This window comes from Chryseobacterium lathyri (assembly GCF_030812195.1).
GTDB classification, from domain to species: Bacteria; Bacteroidota; Bacteroidia; order Flavobacteriales; family Weeksellaceae; genus Chryseobacterium; species Chryseobacterium lathyri_A.
This window is the reverse complement of record NZ_JAUSSF010000003.1, coordinates 386,376-402,862: the sequence shown is the minus strand read 5'-3', so window position 1 is coordinate 402,862 and position 16,487 is coordinate 386,376. Positions and strand designations below refer to the sequence as shown.

General features: G+C 37.4%; 16 protein-coding genes and 1 pseudogene. 10 read left to right on the top strand and 7 right to left on the bottom strand.

The features are described 5' to 3' along the window. Positions 1 to 90: 90 nt before the first annotated feature. Positions 91 to 1,734 carry a S41 family peptidase gene (locus tag J2T03_RS17000; RefSeq protein ID WP_307212885.1) on the bottom strand — a complete coding sequence of 548 codons (1,644 nt, stop codon included), beginning with the start codon at positions 1,732 to 1,734 and terminating at the stop codon, positions 91 to 93. Between the two features lie 236 nt (positions 1,735 to 1,970). Here J2T03_RS17000 and J2T03_RS16995 point away from each other — a divergent pair, with 236 nt between their 5' ends. The 8 genes from J2T03_RS16995 to J2T03_RS16960 all read left to right on the top strand — a co-directional run bounded on the left by J2T03_RS16995 (position 1,971) and on the right by J2T03_RS16960 (position 9,736). Then, positions 1,971 to 3,197 (top strand): HD domain-containing protein, encoded by a 1,227-nt coding sequence (locus J2T03_RS16995; protein ID WP_307221114.1) that lies wholly within the window; start codon positions 1,971 to 1,973, stop codon positions 3,195 to 3,197. Between the two features lie 72 nt (positions 3,198 to 3,269). Next, on the top strand, positions 3,270 to 4,301 hold the full coding sequence (gene lpxD / locus J2T03_RS16990) for a UDP-3-O-(3-hydroxymyristoyl)glucosamine N-acyltransferase (RefSeq protein WP_306843399.1): 1,032 nt from the start codon (positions 3,270 to 3,272) through the stop codon (positions 4,299 to 4,301). Beyond that, positions 4,294 to 5,691: a bifunctional UDP-3-O-[3-hydroxymyristoyl] N-acetylglucosamine deacetylase/3-hydroxyacyl-ACP dehydratase gene (locus J2T03_RS16985; protein ID WP_306843401.1), complete on the top strand. Its 1,398-nt coding sequence runs from the start codon at positions 4,294 to 4,296 to the stop codon at positions 5,689 to 5,691. The genes lpxD and J2T03_RS16985 overlap by 8 nt, the downstream gene beginning before the upstream one ends. Further along, positions 5,692 to 6,486 carry an acyl-ACP--UDP-N-acetylglucosamine O-acyltransferase gene (gene lpxA / locus J2T03_RS16980; protein WP_111956625.1) on the top strand — a complete coding sequence of 265 codons (795 nt, stop codon included), beginning with the start codon at positions 5,692 to 5,694 and terminating at the stop codon, positions 6,484 to 6,486. It begins immediately after the preceding gene. A gap of 60 nt (positions 6,487 to 6,546) precedes the next feature. Beyond that, on the top strand, positions 6,547 to 7,110 hold the full coding sequence (gene efp, locus J2T03_RS16975) for an elongation factor P (RefSeq protein ID WP_040997887.1): 564 nt from the start codon (positions 6,547 to 6,549) through the stop codon (positions 7,108 to 7,110). Between the two features lie 70 nt (positions 7,111 to 7,180). Continuing rightward, positions 7,181 to 8,083, top strand: a complete 903-nt coding sequence (locus J2T03_RS16970) for a UDP-3-O-(3-hydroxymyristoyl)glucosamine N-acyltransferase (RefSeq protein ID WP_307212884.1) — start codon at positions 7,181 to 7,183, stop codon at positions 8,081 to 8,083. A gap of 91 nt (positions 8,084 to 8,174) precedes the next feature. Then, complete coding sequence (gene sucD / locus J2T03_RS16965) at positions 8,175 to 9,047, top strand: succinate--CoA ligase subunit alpha (protein WP_111956630.1); 873 nt, start codon at positions 8,175 to 8,177, stop codon at positions 9,045 to 9,047. Positions 9,048 to 9,067: 20 nt separating this feature from the next. Further along, complete coding sequence (locus tag J2T03_RS16960; protein WP_306843410.1) at positions 9,068 to 9,736, top strand: porin family protein; 669 nt, start codon at positions 9,068 to 9,070, stop codon at positions 9,734 to 9,736. Positions 9,737 to 10,032: 296 nt separating this feature from the next. Here J2T03_RS16960 and J2T03_RS16955 read toward each other — a convergent pair whose 3' ends face one another. The 3 genes from J2T03_RS16955 to J2T03_RS16945 all read right to left on the bottom strand — a co-directional run bounded on the left by J2T03_RS16955 (position 10,033) and on the right by J2T03_RS16945 (position 12,714). Next, positions 10,033 to 11,343 (bottom strand): ABC transporter permease, encoded by a 1,311-nt coding sequence (locus J2T03_RS16955; protein WP_307212878.1) that lies wholly within the window; start codon positions 11,341 to 11,343, stop codon positions 10,033 to 10,035. Positions 11,344 to 11,347: 4 nt separating this feature from the next. Then, a complete protein-coding gene (locus J2T03_RS16950) occupies positions 11,348 to 12,259 on the bottom strand; it encodes an ABC transporter ATP-binding protein (protein WP_307212875.1) in 912 nt (303 codons plus the stop codon). Positions 12,260 to 12,363: 104 nt separating this feature from the next. Continuing rightward, positions 12,364 to 12,714: a T9SS type A sorting domain-containing protein gene (locus J2T03_RS16945; RefSeq protein ID WP_306843414.1), complete on the bottom strand. Its 351-nt coding sequence runs from the start codon at positions 12,712 to 12,714 to the stop codon at positions 12,364 to 12,366. Positions 12,715 to 12,832: 118 nt separating this feature from the next. On the opposite strand from J2T03_RS16945, the gene hemB reads away from it, so the two are divergent. Next, positions 12,833 to 13,822 (top strand): porphobilinogen synthase, encoded by a 990-nt coding sequence (gene hemB, locus J2T03_RS16940; protein WP_306843416.1) that lies wholly within the window; start codon positions 12,833 to 12,835, stop codon positions 13,820 to 13,822. A 46-nt stretch (positions 13,823 to 13,868) separates the two neighbouring features. Here the strand turns inward: hemB and J2T03_RS16935 are convergent, their stop codons facing one another. From J2T03_RS16935 to J2T03_RS16925, 3 genes are read right to left on the bottom strand one after another with little or no spacing between them, the layout of a single operon-like run. Further along, a complete protein-coding gene (locus J2T03_RS16935) occupies positions 13,869 to 14,051 on the bottom strand; it encodes a bacteriocin (protein WP_306843418.1) in 183 nt (60 codons plus the stop codon). Between the two features lie 45 nt (positions 14,052 to 14,096). Continuing rightward, positions 14,097 to 14,825, bottom strand: coding sequence for a hypothetical protein (locus J2T03_RS16930; RefSeq protein ID WP_306843420.1), 729 nt, complete (start codon positions 14,823 to 14,825; stop codon positions 14,097 to 14,099). 52 nt (positions 14,826 to 14,877) lie between these two features. Next, positions 14,878 to 15,171 (bottom strand): TM2 domain-containing protein, encoded by a 294-nt coding sequence (locus tag J2T03_RS16925; RefSeq protein ID WP_306843421.1) that lies wholly within the window; start codon positions 15,169 to 15,171, stop codon positions 14,878 to 14,880. A gap of 233 nt (positions 15,172 to 15,404) precedes the next feature. Between J2T03_RS16925 and lptB the strand changes: the two are divergent. Continuing rightward, positions 15,405 to 16,130: pseudogene (gene lptB / locus J2T03_RS16920) on the top strand (LPS export ABC transporter ATP-binding protein); the annotation flags it as partial. Between the last annotated feature and the right edge of the window lie 357 nt (positions 16,131 to 16,487).

The window sequence follows — 16,487 nt, the reverse complement described above, 5'->3', positions numbered from 1 at the left end:
TTCCTTTTAAATTCTCACAAATTAGAGACAACAAAAGTTAAATATTAGTTAAATGAAAATTAGGCTCATTAATACTGATACTCAATTTGTTTAGAAACCGGTCTTTATATAATCCAAAGCTCTTTCCAGAACCTCGTCTTTTCCTTCTTGTACACCCTTCACAGTGGGTTTTATGATAATGTCAGGGATAATTCCTATCCGCTGTGTTTCCCTTCCATCAGGATAATACGCTCCAAGTCCTGTAAAGCAGGTATCCAGATCCGCAATTTTAAATCTGATAATATCACCATTAGCTCCTGAAGTATGGCTCCCTATTATCTTAGCCTTTGGATGCTGTTTAAGCATCATGACGGTCGTTTCAGCCTGACTCTGTGTGTTTTCATCTGCCAAAACAACCACGTTCCCTTTATAATAATCCGGATTCTTTCTGCCGATGCTGTTTTTTGCGCTATAAAATTTACTCAAATAATTGGTCTCCGGGAAATTAAATTGATAATAAATTGATTTTTCCGGAAGAATCATCCTGCTTAAAGGAAAAATGGTCTGTTTAGGGTAATTCCTGAGATCAAAAATGATAGACTCTGCAGATTTTAAATCCTTATACATAGTGTCCAGGTCACTTTTCTCAATACTGCCCATATTTACATAACCTGTCTTTTTGTCATTATCCAGAAACTTCCATTTCTGCTGAACAGGTGGTGCTTCCCGGATAATATCTTTGAGAAGATAAGTTTTTGCTCTAACAACCAGATTTTGCCCGTCACGCTCTATTTTTAAGGTAGTAGAATCCCTATTACTGAAAAGAAAAAGGTTTTTTACCTTTAAAATCTTTCCCCAGGAATTGGAAGCAGGAACATATTTTCCAAAACTGTTGACCATCTGAGGAATTGTCCGGTCATCAATATCGTAAATTACATCACCGGTTTTCAGAGGTATTTCTTCGTTGAATTTATTTTTACTGACCCTCATTACGACCAGCTTTCCTTCCGCATAGACATATTCTGCCGGAACTTTTCTCATCCCATACTGACTGGCATTGATCAATGGTGAATGTAAAAAGGCATGAGAGTCATCAGTTTTTGCGACAAGCTCTGCGAGGGTCACATGATAATCTTCATCATTATCGACCGTCAGGAATTTAGGGATCATCTCAGTTAAAACATCATTCCAGTTTTCGTCTGTCTGATATTTGTACGGAAAAAAATATTCTACAAAATTCCAATATCTGAAAAGTTCTAAAAGACTGGTCTTTTTTGAGGTAAATTTTGAACCATATGAATTTTCATTCTTAAAATAAACCTTTTTTCCACCTTTTCCAAAATAATGGCTGCTGCCTGAATTCCTGTTCTTTTGAATAAAAAGCAGCTGTTGGCTTACCTCTTGAGTGAATATTTTCCGATTACCAACCCAGCTCAGGTCAAAATTTCTCAGAAAATATACCTTCTCTTTATCTTCCTTCGAACATTTTTTACATTCATCAACTTTTCCCAGACTGCTGATCCATTTGGAATATAATTCGTTAAGCTGAGCCTTATCTTGAATATGGTCAAGTTCATCAATTTTCTCAAAAAGCTGTTTGTCCCAATCAAAATCCCCTTTTGCAACATGAGGATGGTAATATTTTAAAAATCCCCAGACCTTACAGAGCGATTCCAGCTTTTGGGTTTCTGATAAAGACCGTGCAGAAAAAGATAAACAGAAAAAAAATAAGACGAAAAGAGAAATCTTTCTCATTAAATGGAATGGTTATTTATGCTATCAAAGATATATTTTTAAAACAGAATATGGCGAAAACATCTGCGTAAAATTAATGGATCTGTAGTTGAAAAAGCTAAGACCCAAATACCGCAATTAATTATTTCAGAGACAAGGTGTATAGTATGTTTTGGAACGTTCGAATTCTTTAATAGGAATTTAATTATGCTTAAAATTTAAAATCCCTAACTTTGTTTACTAATACCAAAGTTTCAATGCAGAATAAGCTTAAGATCATCAACGACCCCGTTCATGGTTTCATCAGAATCCCACACGAAATTTTATTTGACGTTATAGAACACCCTTATTTTCAGAGGTTGCGCAGGATTGGTCAGACCGGGCTTCTCAATCTGATATTCCCGGGAGCTACCCATACAAGATTTCATCACGCTTTGGGAGCGATGCATTTGATGTTTACCGCATTGGAAACCCTGCGTCAGAAAGGCGTTAAAATTACCGAGGAAGAAGAAAAAGGAGCCATGCTTGCGATCCTTATGCATGATATTGGGCACGGACCTTTCTCTCACGCATTGGAAAATATGCTGATGGACGACTGGCACCATGAGAAACTTTCCTTATTACTGATGAATAAGTTAAATGAAGAATTTGAAGGTCAGCTTTCTGTAGCCATCGAAATGTTTCAGGGGAAATATCACAGGAAATTTTTCAATCAGCTCATTTCTTCCCAGCTTGATGTGGACAGACTTGATTACCTGAACAGAGACAGCTTTTTCACAGGTGTTTCTGAAGGAAATATCAATACCCAAAGGATTATTTCCATGATGAATGTCTGCAGCGAAGGCGAATTGGTTATCGATGCCAAAGGGGTTTACTCCATTGAAAATTTCCTGACTGCCAGAATGTTTATGTACTGGCAGGTATATTATCATAAAACTTCAGCATTGGCAGAGTTTCTTCTGGTTAAAATCCTGGAAAGAGCAAAATATCTGATCTCTGAAGGAATGGATCTCCCTGCAGGAGACAATCTGAAGTATTTTCTAAACCGCGGGAAAAGTTCTGCTACCGATGAAGATATTTATAGATTTACGCAACTTGATGACAATGATATAATTCATGCGATGAAATCCTGGCAGGATTCGGAGGACTTTATTCTTTCCTATTGGTGCAAATGCGTGATCCAGAGAAACCTTCCGAAAACGGTTATCTCGACACATCCTTTCAAACGGAAGTTTATTGAGGAAAAAATAAAAAATACCAATGAATTTTTCGGAATCAATAACGGAAAAGAGCTTGTACACGAGATTAAAAGAAAATTACTGCCTTATGACACTAAAAAGCAGCCGATTTATTTACTCCAGAAAAACGGTAAAAAGATTAGATTGGAAGAGTCACAGGACCAGTTATTGTCCGGGCTTATGGTACACAAGACTGCCCGGTATATTCTTACATTTCCAAGAGATATTTCCCACATAATATCTTAAATAATCTTAAAATTCACGTTCCTAAAATCAAAAAATGTTTGCGAATTACAGAATTTCTTATCTTTGCAGAATATGGAATTTACAGCTTCGCAAATTGCAAGTTTTATTGACGGACAAATAATAGGCGACGAAAGTACGGTTATTACAGGGGTTTCACCAATTGAGAATGGTGAATCAGGACATCTTTCTTTTATAGCACAGGATCGATTTTCCCATTTTTTAAATACCTCAAAATGCTCCGTAATTATTGTTTCGGAAAAACTTATAGATAAAGTTAATTATAATCCTACCTTAATTGTTGTAAAGGATGCCTACCTTTCTTTTCAGGTTTTAATGAATCTGTATCAGGAAATGCAGGGAAGAAAAGAGGGAATCGAAACCGGTTCTTCTATTCATGAGACTGCCGTGATCGGAGAAAAGGCCTATATCGGAGCATTTACCTATGTTTCAGAGAAAGCTAAGATTGGAGAAGGTTCGCAGATTTATCCGCAGGTCTATATCGGTAAAGGAGTTAAGATCGGTAAAAACTGTAAGATCGACAGCGGAGCCAGAATCTATGACTACTGTATTATCGGGGACAACTGTGTGATCCATTCCAATACGGTTGTAGGCGGTGACGGATTCGGTTTTCAGCCTACTGCTGAAGGATTCAAAAAAATTCCTCAGCTAGGAAACGTTATTATCGAAGATGATGTGGAGATCGGTTCCAACTGTAGTATCGACAGAGCAACTATTGGTTCCACTATTATAGGAAAAGGAACAAAAATCGATAACCTGATCCAAATTGCCCATAATGTGAAGATCGGGCAAAATAATGTGATTGCGGCACAGGCCGGAATTGCAGGGTCTACTACAATTGGAGACTGGAACCAGATCGGTGGACAGGTAGGAGTGGTTGGCCATATCAAAATTGGGAATCAGGTGAAAATTCAGGCCCAGAGTGGTGTGAATTCCAGTGTTAATGATAAAGAAACATTGTATGGTTCCCCGGCGATAAGCTACAATGACTATCTTAGAAATTATGTCCATTTCAGAAATTTCACTGAAATTGTAAAGAGAATAAATAATCTTGAGGATATCTCAAAAGATAAAACTAATGAGTGATATGCAAAAAACACTCCAGAAAGAAGTAACACTTTCTGGAATTGGCCTTCATACTGGTAAAGAAGTAAAACTTACCATTAAACCAGCTAAAGAAAATACAGGTTTTGTGTTCGTAAGAACAGATCTAGAGGGACATCCTCAAGTAGAAGCTGATGTTAATTATGTAGTAGCAACAGAAAGAGGAACAACATTAGAGAAATTAGGTGTAAAAATTACTACCTGCGAGCACCTTTTGGCTGCGTTGGTGGGATGTGATATTGATAATGCCATTCTTGAAATGGATGCCTCCGAGCCTCCAATTTTAGATGGATCTTCAAAATTCTTTGTTGAAGCTATCGAAAGTGTAGGAATAGCAGAACAGAATATTGCCAGAGAATACTTGGTAATCAAAGAAGTACTGAGCTATGCAGACCCTGCGTCAGGATCAGAAATTACCATTATTCCTTCAGATACCTACGAAGTGACTACCATGGTAGATTTTGGAACCAAAGTTTTGGGTACTCAAAATGCTACTCTTAAAAATATTTCAGAATTTAAAGACGAGATCTCATCTGCCAGAACATTCAGCTTTTTGCATGAACTGGAAATGCTTTTGGATCACGGATTGATCAGGGGAGGGGATATATCAAACGCTATTGTGTATGTGGATAAGGATCTTACACCCGACACTACAGAAAAATTGAAAAAAGCATTCGGAAAAGATAATGTTTCTATCAGACCGAACGGTATTCTTGATAATCTTACGTTAAACTATCCTAACGAAGCCGCAAGACACAAATTACTCGATGTAATTGGTGATTTGGCATTGGCAGGAGTAAAAATAAAAGGTAAAGTAATTGCAAATAAGCCTGGACACTTTGTGAACACTCAATTTGCGAAAAAACTGAACCGCCAGTGGAAATTGCAGAAGAAAAAAAATGTTCCGGATTTTGATTTAACCAAAGAGCCGGTTTTTGATATCAATGGAATTATGCGTCTTATGCCGCACAGACCTCCGTTCTTATTGATCGATAAAATTCTTGAACTTTCAGATTCCCACGTGGTAGGTCTGAAAAATGTTACCATGAATGAGCCTTTCTTTGTAGGCCATTTTCCTAAAGAGCCTGTAATGCCTGGAGTATTACAAGTGGAAGCTTTGGCACAGACAGGAGGTATCCTTGTACTGGCCAGCGTTCCGGATCCTGAAAATTACTCTACTTATTTCATTAAAATTGATAAAGTAAAATTCAAAAGAAAAGTAGTTCCCGGGGATACTATGATTTTCAAAATAGAATTGATAGAGCCTATAAGAAGGGGAATTGTTCATATGCAGGGATACGGATATGTGGGAGATACTGTAGCAGTAGAAGCAGAATTAATGGCTCAAGTTGCAAAAAATAAAGTTGATTAAATGATTCATCAATTAGCAGCCGTAGATAAACGCGCGAAAATCAGCAAAAATGTTATTGTAGAACCTTTTACTACAATTGCAGGGGACGTGGAAATCGGAGAAGGAACTTGGATTGGTCCTAATGTTACCATCATGGATGGAGCAAGAATAGGTAAAAATTGCAGAATTTTTCCCGGAACGGTAATTTCTGCGATTCCCCAGGATTTAAAGTTTGATGGTGAAGATACTCAGGTAATTATTGGTGATGAAACTACGATCAGAGAGTGTGTTACTGTAAACAGAGGGACAAAAGCTCTTGGATTTACTAAAATAGGTAAAAACTGCCTTATCATGGCAACGTCCCATATTGCACACGATTGTGTTATCGGAGATCACGTTATCATTGTAAACGGTTGCGGTATTGCAGGGCACGTAGAAATCGGAGACTATACTGTAATGGGAGGTCTTAGTGCTGTGCATCAGTTCGGTAAAATAGGGAAGCATGTAATGATTTCCGGAGGAACTTTGGTAAGAAAAGATATTCCGCCTTATGTAAAGGTTGCAAGAGAACCTATGTCTTATGCAGGAATCAACTCTGTAGGTTTGAGAAGAAGAGGATTTACTAATGAGAAAATTTTTGAGATCCAAAAGATCTACAGAACTATTTTCCAAATGAAAATGAACGTTTCGCAAGCCGTAACTTATATTGAAAAAGAAATGCTTCCAACCGCTGAAAGAGATGAGATCCTTCAGTTTATCCAAAATTCTCCAAGAGGTATTGTAAAAGGATACGGAACAACCAAGGAAAGTAATTAGCAGCTAAAGGGCAACTTTACCTGAGTCAAAAAACTAAAAATAAAAAGATAACATAAATTAATGGCAACAAGCAACGATATCAGAAAGGGACTTTGCATTGAGTACAGTAACGATATTTTTAAAGTAATAGAATTTCTTCACGTAAAACCAGGGAAAGGACCTGCTTTCGTAAGAACAAAATTAAAGTCAGTAACTAATGGGAAAGTGATTGATAATACTTTTTCTGCAGGACATAAAATTGACGAAGTTAAAGTGATCACAAGAAAGTTCCAGTATCTTTATGATGATGAGAACGGATTCCACTTTATGAATAACGATGATTTCTCTCAATTATATCTGAACAAAGAAATGATTGAAAACTCACAGTTCATGAAAGCAGGAGAAGAAGTGACGATCATTTTAAAAGAAGCTGATGAAACGCCGCTTTCTGCCGAACTTCCTCAATCTGTTTATCTTGAAGTAGTGGAAGCTGATCCGGGAGTAAAAGGGAATACAGCAACCAATGCTCTTAAGAATGCAATTGTTGAAACGGGAGCTAGAGTAATGGTTCCTTTATTCATCGAGCCGGGAGACAAAATTAAAGTAAGTACAGAAGACGGCAGCTACTTAGAAAGAGTAAAATAATCATTAAATTTACATAAATTCGGTTTGCATTAGCAGTCCGAATTTTGTTTTTATAAGAAAATCAATTGTTATGAGATTCCATTCTCCACAAAAGCTCAAAACTATTGCCGATTTAATAGGCTCAGAATTTGTTGGTCCTGAAGACTTTGAAATTCTGGGAACCAATGAGATCCACATGGTTAAACCGGGTGACATTGTTTTTGTCAACCACCCGAAATATTACGATAAAGCACTGAATTCTGCAGCGACAATTATTCTGATCGACAAAAAGGTAGAATGTCCGGAAGGAAAAGCACTTCTGGTTTCTGATGATCCTTTCAGAGACTTCAATAAGATTAATACTCATTTTACAAGAATATACAACTTCACCGAAGAGCTTCACGATGTTGAAATAGGAGAAGGAACCAGAATTCACTCTTCAGCAGTCATTGGAAACAATGTAAAGATTGGGAAAAACAGCCTTATCTTCCCTAACGTGGTGATCGGAGACAGAATCGAGATTGGGGATAATGTTATTATCCAATCCGGAACCGTATTGGGCGGGGATGCTTTCTATTACAGAAAACTGAACGGAAATTTTGACCGTTTGATCTCCGTAGGAAATGTCATTATTGAAAACAATGTAGAGATCGGAAATAACTGTACGATCGACAGAGGTGTTACAGATTCTACCGTAATTGGGGAGGGTTCAGTTTTGGATAACCAGATTCAAATAGGTCATGATACCGTTATCGGGAAAAAATGCCTTATTGCATCACAGGTTGGAATTGCCGGATGTTGTGTCATAGGAGATGAAGTGACACTTTGGGGACAGGTTGGTATCGCTTCCGGTAATAAAATTGAAAGCGGATCCGTTATTCTTGGTAAAACAGGAGTGAACAGAGATCTTAAAAAAGGAACGTACATTGGGATGTTTGCAGAAGATTTCAAAGGCTATTTGAAAAAAGAAGTAAAGCTGAGAAATCTCAAATAAACTATTCACTTGGTTTTGTCCAAAATCAAAGAAAAATAAGTAAATTTGTGAGCATTAATAAAATATTTAAATAAATTAAAACATCAATAAAATGTCAATTTTAGTAAACAAAGATTCTAAAGTAATTGTACAAGGATTTACAGGGAACGAAGGTACTTTCCACGCGGGCCAGATGATTGAATACGGAACCAACGTAGTAGGAGGGGTTACTCCAGGAAAAGGAGGATCTGAGCACTTAGGAAAGCCTGTGTTCAATACAGTAGCTGATGCCGTTCAAAAAGCTGGCGCCAATGTAAGTATTATTTTCGTACCACCTGCATTCGCTGCTGATGCGATTATGGAGGCTGCTGAGGCAGGGATCAAAGTTATCGTATGTATTACTGAAGGTATTCCTGTAGCAGATATGGTGAAAGTAAAATCTTACATCGCTGACAGAGATTGCAGATTAATCGGTCCAAACTGTCCGGGAATCATTACTTCTGAAGAAGCTAAAATTGGTATCATGCCAGGATTCGTTTTCAAAAAAGGTAAAGTAGGTATCGTTTCAAAATCAGGAACTCTTACTTATGAAGCTGCTGATCAGGTTGTAAAAGCTGGTTACGGTGTTTCTACAGCAATCGGTATTGGTGGTGACCCAATCATTGGAACTACGACAAGAGAAGCTTTGGAATTATTCATCAACGACCCTGAAACTGAAGCGGTAGTAATGATTGGTGAGATCGGTGGTGGATTAGAAGCTGAAGCTGCAAGATGGTATAAAGCAAGCGGATCTACTAAACCGGTTGTAGGATTTATTGCCGGACAGACTGCTCCTAAAGGAAGAACTATGGGACACGCTGGTGCTATCGTAGGAGGTGATGAAGATACTGCTCAGGCAAAAATGCAGATCATGAGAGAAAACGGAATCAACGTTGTAGACTCTCCTGCAGATATTGGTGTTACTGTTGCAAAAGTTCTAGGATAAAACATACAAAAACAAAACATATGAAAAAATTTTTATTAACCTCAGCATTGACCCTTTCAACTCTGTCGTTTGCCCAGATCGACTTTGCAAATACAAGATTTGGTGTCACGGCAGGAGGTAACTACTCCAGAGTAAGAAATGCCCATAACCCTTCTGGTCCGAGATTCGCATTCCAAGGTGGAGCTTTGGCTCTTATCCCGATCGGGAAGGCAAACCAGTTCTTTTTACAGCCGGAAGTCGTGTATTACGGTGCAGGAGAAACCGGTAAAGATAAAGAGTCTAAAGGAAAAGATGGTTATGATGCAGTATATGGTAACAATTATCTGAGCGTACCTGTTTATTTTAAAGGATATTTTTCTGAAGCAGAATCTGAATTCTTTGGAATGATAGGGCCAAGATTTAACTTTTTGATGAGCCAGAATGTTAAAAATCCTCCGGTAAGCAGACCATATTATGACCCGGATGTTACCGATCCTTTATATCCGTCAGTAAGCGGAAAAGCATCAAGCTTTAACTTTGCTTTGGGATTAGGTGTAGGATACAGTTATAAGAGACAGCTGGAACTGGCTCTTAAATATGACCTTGGTCTTTCAGATACTTATCCTGATCTTGCAAAAGAAAAAGGAGGTACTACTAAAGGCAAGTCTGAGCAAGTGATCAGCTTAAGCTTAAGCTATATTTTCAAATAGAATAACGAGTTATTCAATGATAAAAAAATCCCGAAAATTTAAATTTCCGGGATTTTTGTTTTTTATCACTAAAAGTTGTCGCTGAACTCATTATGACCTGGGAAGCTGTAGCATTAAAAAAATTAAATCCAGATCTGTTAAAAATTTCCACTGTTTGATTGCGGGTAAAATACTGAGACAAAGCAGCAGTAGGTCCACACGGGTTTTGGGAATTTTAGAAGCAAGTTTTAATTTTTAGTGGAAGATTCCAGCTTTGAATTTTTGGTTCATTTCAAGACAAAAGAAACTTTTTAGGCTTATCCTCTGATCCACTTCCAGATCTCCTTTAAAGTTGCTTTGTTTCCATACATCAAAATCCCTACACGGTAGATTTTTCCAGCAAGGAATATCATAAGGATGGTAGTTCCCAGCAATAATACAATAGACAAAGCAATCTGCCATGCAGGAACCCCGAACGGTATTCTTGCGATCATCGCAACTGGCGAAGTAAACGGGATAATAGACAGCCAAAAGCCTAATGGACCGTCAGGATTGTTCATCAGGGAGAAGCTTCCATACATTCCCAACGTAAGCGGTAAAATAGCAAATAAAGTGAACTGCTGAGTCTCCGTTTCATTATCTACTGCAGAACCGATGGCTGCATAGATTGAACTGTAGAAAATATATCCCAAAAGGAAAAATACGATAAATACAAAAATAATCAACGGAAAATTTAATTCCAGTAAACTGTGTGAAACCTGTGTTGCAATCTGGGCAATATCCAGCTTGTTGGCAATCTCTTCATTGCCTCCCGGAATGTTCTTTTGGAAAGAAGAAAATCCTGTATTTAAAACCAATGCACCTATAACAGACATAGAGATCCAGATCAGAAACTGTGTCAAAGCGACCAGAGTTACTCCTAATATCTTACCCATCATCAGTTCAAACGGCTTGACAGATGAAATAATAATCTCAACCACACGGTTGTTTTTCTCTTCAAGAACGCTTCTCATAACTCTTACACCGTAAATAATGATGAACATAAAAGTGACATACATCAAAAGGATGCTTAAGCCACTTTTTACACCGAAAGCAAGATCAGAATCTTCCTTATTGTTATCAGAAACATTAATGGTTTTTAAAGTAAAGCCTTTGTCAAGACTGTTCAGCTGGCTTTCTTCAATACCAAGCTGCTTGATTTTTTCCTTTTTGATCACATCTGTAATATCAGAAACGATCTTTTGTTTCGTATCAAAGCCCATTTTGGCATTTACGATAAGTCTTGTACCGTTTTCAAGTCCGGTATAGTCATGATCTTTCAGCTCAGGAAGGATCAGAATACCATCCAGGGATTCATTGTCTTTCAGGTTATTGATCTTCGCTTTCTCATCCGCTGCAGAAACAAATATGTAATTCAGTTTATCATTAGATTTCAGTTGATCTTTAAAAAGTCCGCTTCTATCCACAACTTCAATAATGCTGTGAGATTCGTTGGCTTTAAACATTAATCCGATCACTGCTCCAAAGCCAATCAGTAAAATAGGTGCGAGTAGCGTTAATATAATGAAGGACCTTTTCTTAACCTGTGTAAGAAACTCTCTTTTTGTAATTAAAAAAATATTGTTCATAAAATTAAGAATGATTACTTACGGCATTAATAAACACTTCATTCATGCTTGGAATTCTTTCGTCGAATGACCTTACTTTTCCTACATTCACAAGATCCAGAAGGATATCGTTCTGCCCGCTTTCATTTTTCAGATCAAAAGAAACCAGGTTATTTTCATTAGAAAAATTAAAAATATTATGGCTGTTTTTAAAATTCTCAAACTTGGTTTCATCTACTTCAGAAAGAGTGACTCCGAAAATATTTTTTTTAAATTTTTCTCTTACATCAAAGACCCTTCCATCGATAATTTTTTTAGAATTGTTGATCAGCGCCACATAATCACACATTTCCTCAACACTTTCCATTCTGTGTGTAGAAAGAATGATCGTCGTTCCGTTATTTTTGAGATCAATGATCTGATCTTTAATTAAATTGGCATTTACCGGATCAAAACCTGAAAAGGGTTCATCAAGAATCAGAAGATGCGGACGGTGAAGAACTGTTACCACAAACTGGATCTTCTGTGCCATCCCTTTTGAAAGTTCTGAAAGTTTCTTTTTCCACCACTGATCGATATTCAGTTTTTCAAACCACTTCTTGGCTTCGTTCAGAGCATCACTTTTGCTCATCCCTTTCAGTTCCCCGAAATAAAGGATCTGATCACCCACGCTCATGTTTTTATATAACCCTCTTTCTTCGGGCATATAACCGATGTCTCTGATATGGCTGGGATTAAGCTTGTTTCCATTAATGAATACATCTCCGGAATCCGCCTGGGTAATTTGGTTGATGATACGGATAAAGGAAGTTTTTCCGGCTCCGTTCGGGCCTAGAAGACCGTAAATACTGCCCTGTGGTACATGGATGCTGAAATCATCCAATGCTACTTTCTTCCCGGCACTATAGGTCTTTCTGATATGTTCAGCTTTAAGCATTAAATTGTTTTTAACAATGAGTATAAAAAGTCCTTAAAGTTACGGAAATATTAAGGCAGAACTGATGCAAAAGAAAAAATCCTGATGATTATCAGGATTTAATTTTATTGTTTTACAATTTGAGTAACCTTTTGGGTATTATCGCTTAAAATATAGCGGATCAGATATTTCCCGGGTTTCAGTTTTTCAATATTGATTTCTCCGGAATTCATGTTGACAGAATAGTTAGCTACCTGTGTTCCTAAAATTGAATAAAAGGTTACACTTTTGATCTTTAAGGCAGAATCTTTTGCTTTGATCAGAAGGAAATCTTTTGCAGGATTTGGGTAGGCAACCAATACGCCGTCATCAGACTTCTGTGTGATGGAACCCGGCTCTCGCAACTGTGCCTGTATATTATTGGAAAACCCAACGAAAGCGCCTATAAATAAAAATAAAAGTAAAAGTTTTTTCATCAAATTATAATTTCTCGAATGTATTAAAACAAAAATAAACAATTCTACAATTCTATACAATAGTTTTTTATATAAGTTGTAGTAAATTTGTAGAAACTTATTCAAAAAGTATTCCAAAATGATACATTCAAGAAATAGAAGACTTAGAGTTAATGAATCTATCAGAAGTTTAGTAAGAGAAAATACCCTTACAACTGATGATTTTGTAATGCCGATTTTCGTAATGGAGGGCGGAAATCAACAAGAAGCGATACCGTCGATGCCTGGGATTTTCAGGAGGAGTATAGATTTAACGGTAAAGGAATGTAAGGAGTTATTTTCTTTGGGTGTAAAATCTGTCAATCTGTATATGAAAGTATCAGAACATTTGAAAGACAATACAGGAAAAGAAGCATGGAACAAAGACGGACTGATGCAGCAGACGATCAAAGCGATCAAAGATGCAGTTCCGGAAATGATTGTGATGCCTGATGTAGCTTTAGACCCTTATTCGATCTACGGTCATGACGGGATCATTGAAAACGGAAAGATCGTGAACGATGCTACCAATGATGCACTGGCAAGAATGTCTGTATCCCATGCTGAAGCCGGAGCAGATATTGTGGCGCCAAGCGACATGATGGACGGAAGAGTACTGGCAATTCGTGAAGCTTTAGAGGAAAGCGGATTTGCCGATGTAGGAATCCTGAGTTATTCTGCAAAATATGCAAGTTCTTTCTATGGACCTTTCAGAAGTGCTCTGGACAGTGCACCGAAAGACAATATGGAAATTCCGAAAGATAAAAAGACCTATCAGATGGATTTTCACAATTCCCGTGAAGCTTTGAATGAGGTATTCAAAGATATTGATGAAGGAGCTGATATCATTATGATCAAACCAGGCCTTCCTTATCTGGACATCGTTTCTAAAGTTCGTGAAGCTATTGATCTTCCGATAGCAGTTTACAATGTGAGTGGAGAATATGCCATGGTAAAAGCAGCTGCACAGAATGGATGGCTGGATAATGATAAAACAATTATTGAAAGCCTTACCTGCTTCAAGAGAGCTGGAGCAGATATGATCTTTACGTATTTTGCGAAAGAAGCTGCAATGATTTTAAATAAATAGAAAATTGTTAAAAATAAAACACCTCAATTTGAGGTGTTTTTATTTTTTATCCGAAACAAGCTGTATAATAAGGACTTGAAGGTGTTATGGGATTTTCTCCACCGTTGTCATTGACACAGACATTGGTTGGGCAAAGGTACCATCCTGAGGGACAATTACCGTTTGCATCAGGAAATCTGATATTTCCACCGTTGATGTTCTTGAGTTGTTTTTTCGTTAATTTTTTCATGACAAATATTTTATAGGTTAGTAAAACTAAGATAATAAAAATTTGTCACATAATATTGAAATCTTTTCCTTTAGTGAATTTTGCTGCAAAAGGAGCTTGGTTTCCGGAGTATTTTAAGACAAAATGCTTCTTGGTATCCGTATCTATTTTAGCATCCACATCTACATTCTGTGTCTGAAAGCTCACGTCTAATCCAACTCCCGACTCTTTTTCAAGAAAAATCTCTACACTTTCAGCATAAAAGAGGGAAGTGCTCAAATAATTGAACTTAATGTTCTTTCTGTAGGTCTTAGATTTACTTTGTGTAAACAGAGAATAATTTTTAAGAATTTCAATTCCTGGAGAATCAATGTTTGTTACCCTGGATTTGGTTACGCCGTTTACCCTCACTGAAAAGCTTTTGGCATTTTTAATGTTGCCGTTTACTCCGATATTGAATAAAGAAGGGAGCGACAGGCCATATTCAACCATGCTCTCTTTTGTGAATTCAAAATCAGGGATCAGTGCAGGATGTTTAGGTGTATTGATTAGCTGCTCCTTTACCGTATTAAGAACATCTCCTGAAAACAGGAATCCTATAAGATTATTTCCGGTAGTTCTCCAGTTTCTTCCATTCCATTCGAAAATCTCGCAAAGCAGCGTATCTACGGACGAATGGGGAAGAAGGTCCATATCCTGCCATTTGAAAACTTCCTTGGCATAAGGCCTTCTGTCAACAATATTAATACCCAGATCCAAGGCAAGAAGATCTGTCAGGTCTTGATTATTTTCCATATTATTTTAATTCTTGATTTGGTGGTATAAAATTATGGAAATAAAATAATTCTTACAACCAACCTTTTCTTCCGTAAACATAAGTGTCATCAAACTGCTTATCGCTCATGAACAGGTATAAAATCCCTTCAATAAAAGGAATGATAGAAGCTGCTCCTAAAGTGACAATATTAAGGACAAGCTGAATCACACCTTCTTTCGTATAGCCAAGATAGAATTTATTTAAAGCCAGCCAGCCTACAAGAATTCCTAATATTGCTGCAGGAATTTTCTTTTCCGAACGGTAAGGAACATTATTCTGCTGATTTTGGGTGCCTTCTGTTTTTGTATAACCGTAATTTTCCATTGTTAATTTCTTTGTGATGAGTAAAATGATTTTTCAATATGTCGAATAAAATCCCTAAGAGTTACAGGATAGCAGTTTAAATAATGACTTTCTGTAGCACGTTTATACTGGACGAAGTTGAATCTTTATCAGAACCTATCTAAAAAAATACAAAAAAAGTCTGCCGCTTAAAAAACTGCAGGTACATTTCATAATCTAAAATTTGAATTCAAAAAAACTTTATCTTTGCTCCTATGATTTTACGAGGAGAAAACTTAATCAAAGAATACGGTCCTAAAAAAGTAGTAAAAGGCGTTTCTGTACAGGTTCAACAGGGAGAAATTGTTGGTTTGCTTGGTCCCAACGGAGCAGGAAAAACCACTTCGTTTTACATGATCGTAGGACTGGTTAAGCCTACTTCAGGAAAAATTTTCCTGGATAAACAGGAGATTACCACCGATGCTATGTATCGCCGTGCTCAAAAGGGCATCGGTTATCTGGCACAGGAAGCTTCAGTTTTTAGAAAGCTGTCCGTAGAAGAAAATATTATGGGTGTCCTGCAGCTTACCAAGCTTTCAAGACGTGAGCAGCAGATTAAATGTGATGAGCTGATAGAAGAGTTTTCACTGCAGCACGTACGTAAAAACAGAGGTGACCTTCTTTCGGGGGGGGAAAGACGTAGAACAGAGATTGCACGTTGCCTTGCCACAAGCCCGAACTTTATTCTTCTTGATGAGCCCTTTGCCGGAGTAGACCCGATTGCAGTAGAAGATATCCAGAAAATTGTAAGAAGCCTGGTAGATAAAAATATCGGAATCCTGATCACGGACCACAATGTACAGCAGACTTTAGCCATCACCAACAAAACATACATCATGTTTGAAGGGAAAATCCTGAAAGAAGGACTTCCGGAAGATCTTGCCAACGATCCGCAGGTAAGAGAAGCTTATCTTGGGGAAAACTTTGTGTATCAGAGTATTTTAGACAAACCGAAAAAGAAAAAGTACATTTACAATATCTGGGCAGGTAACTTTGATTCAAAAACCCAGCTGCAGGGATTTGTAGATGAAAACTTTGGACAATATGATGATCTGAGACTGATGTATGGCTTTGAAGATATCAGCTTTGCATCCCTTGCCAATTCTGAGATTGAACATATTTTCAATGATGTAGTAGATAAAAATGCTAATAATTCATTCGTTTTCCAAAAGAAAGAACTGACTTCACAATATCCTCTGGAACAGGCACAGGCTGAATCCAAAGCGGCCAGCAAGCCAGAGCTGCATTATCTTACAACCTATTTCTACGAAGGATAAAAACTGGATATATTGTAAAAG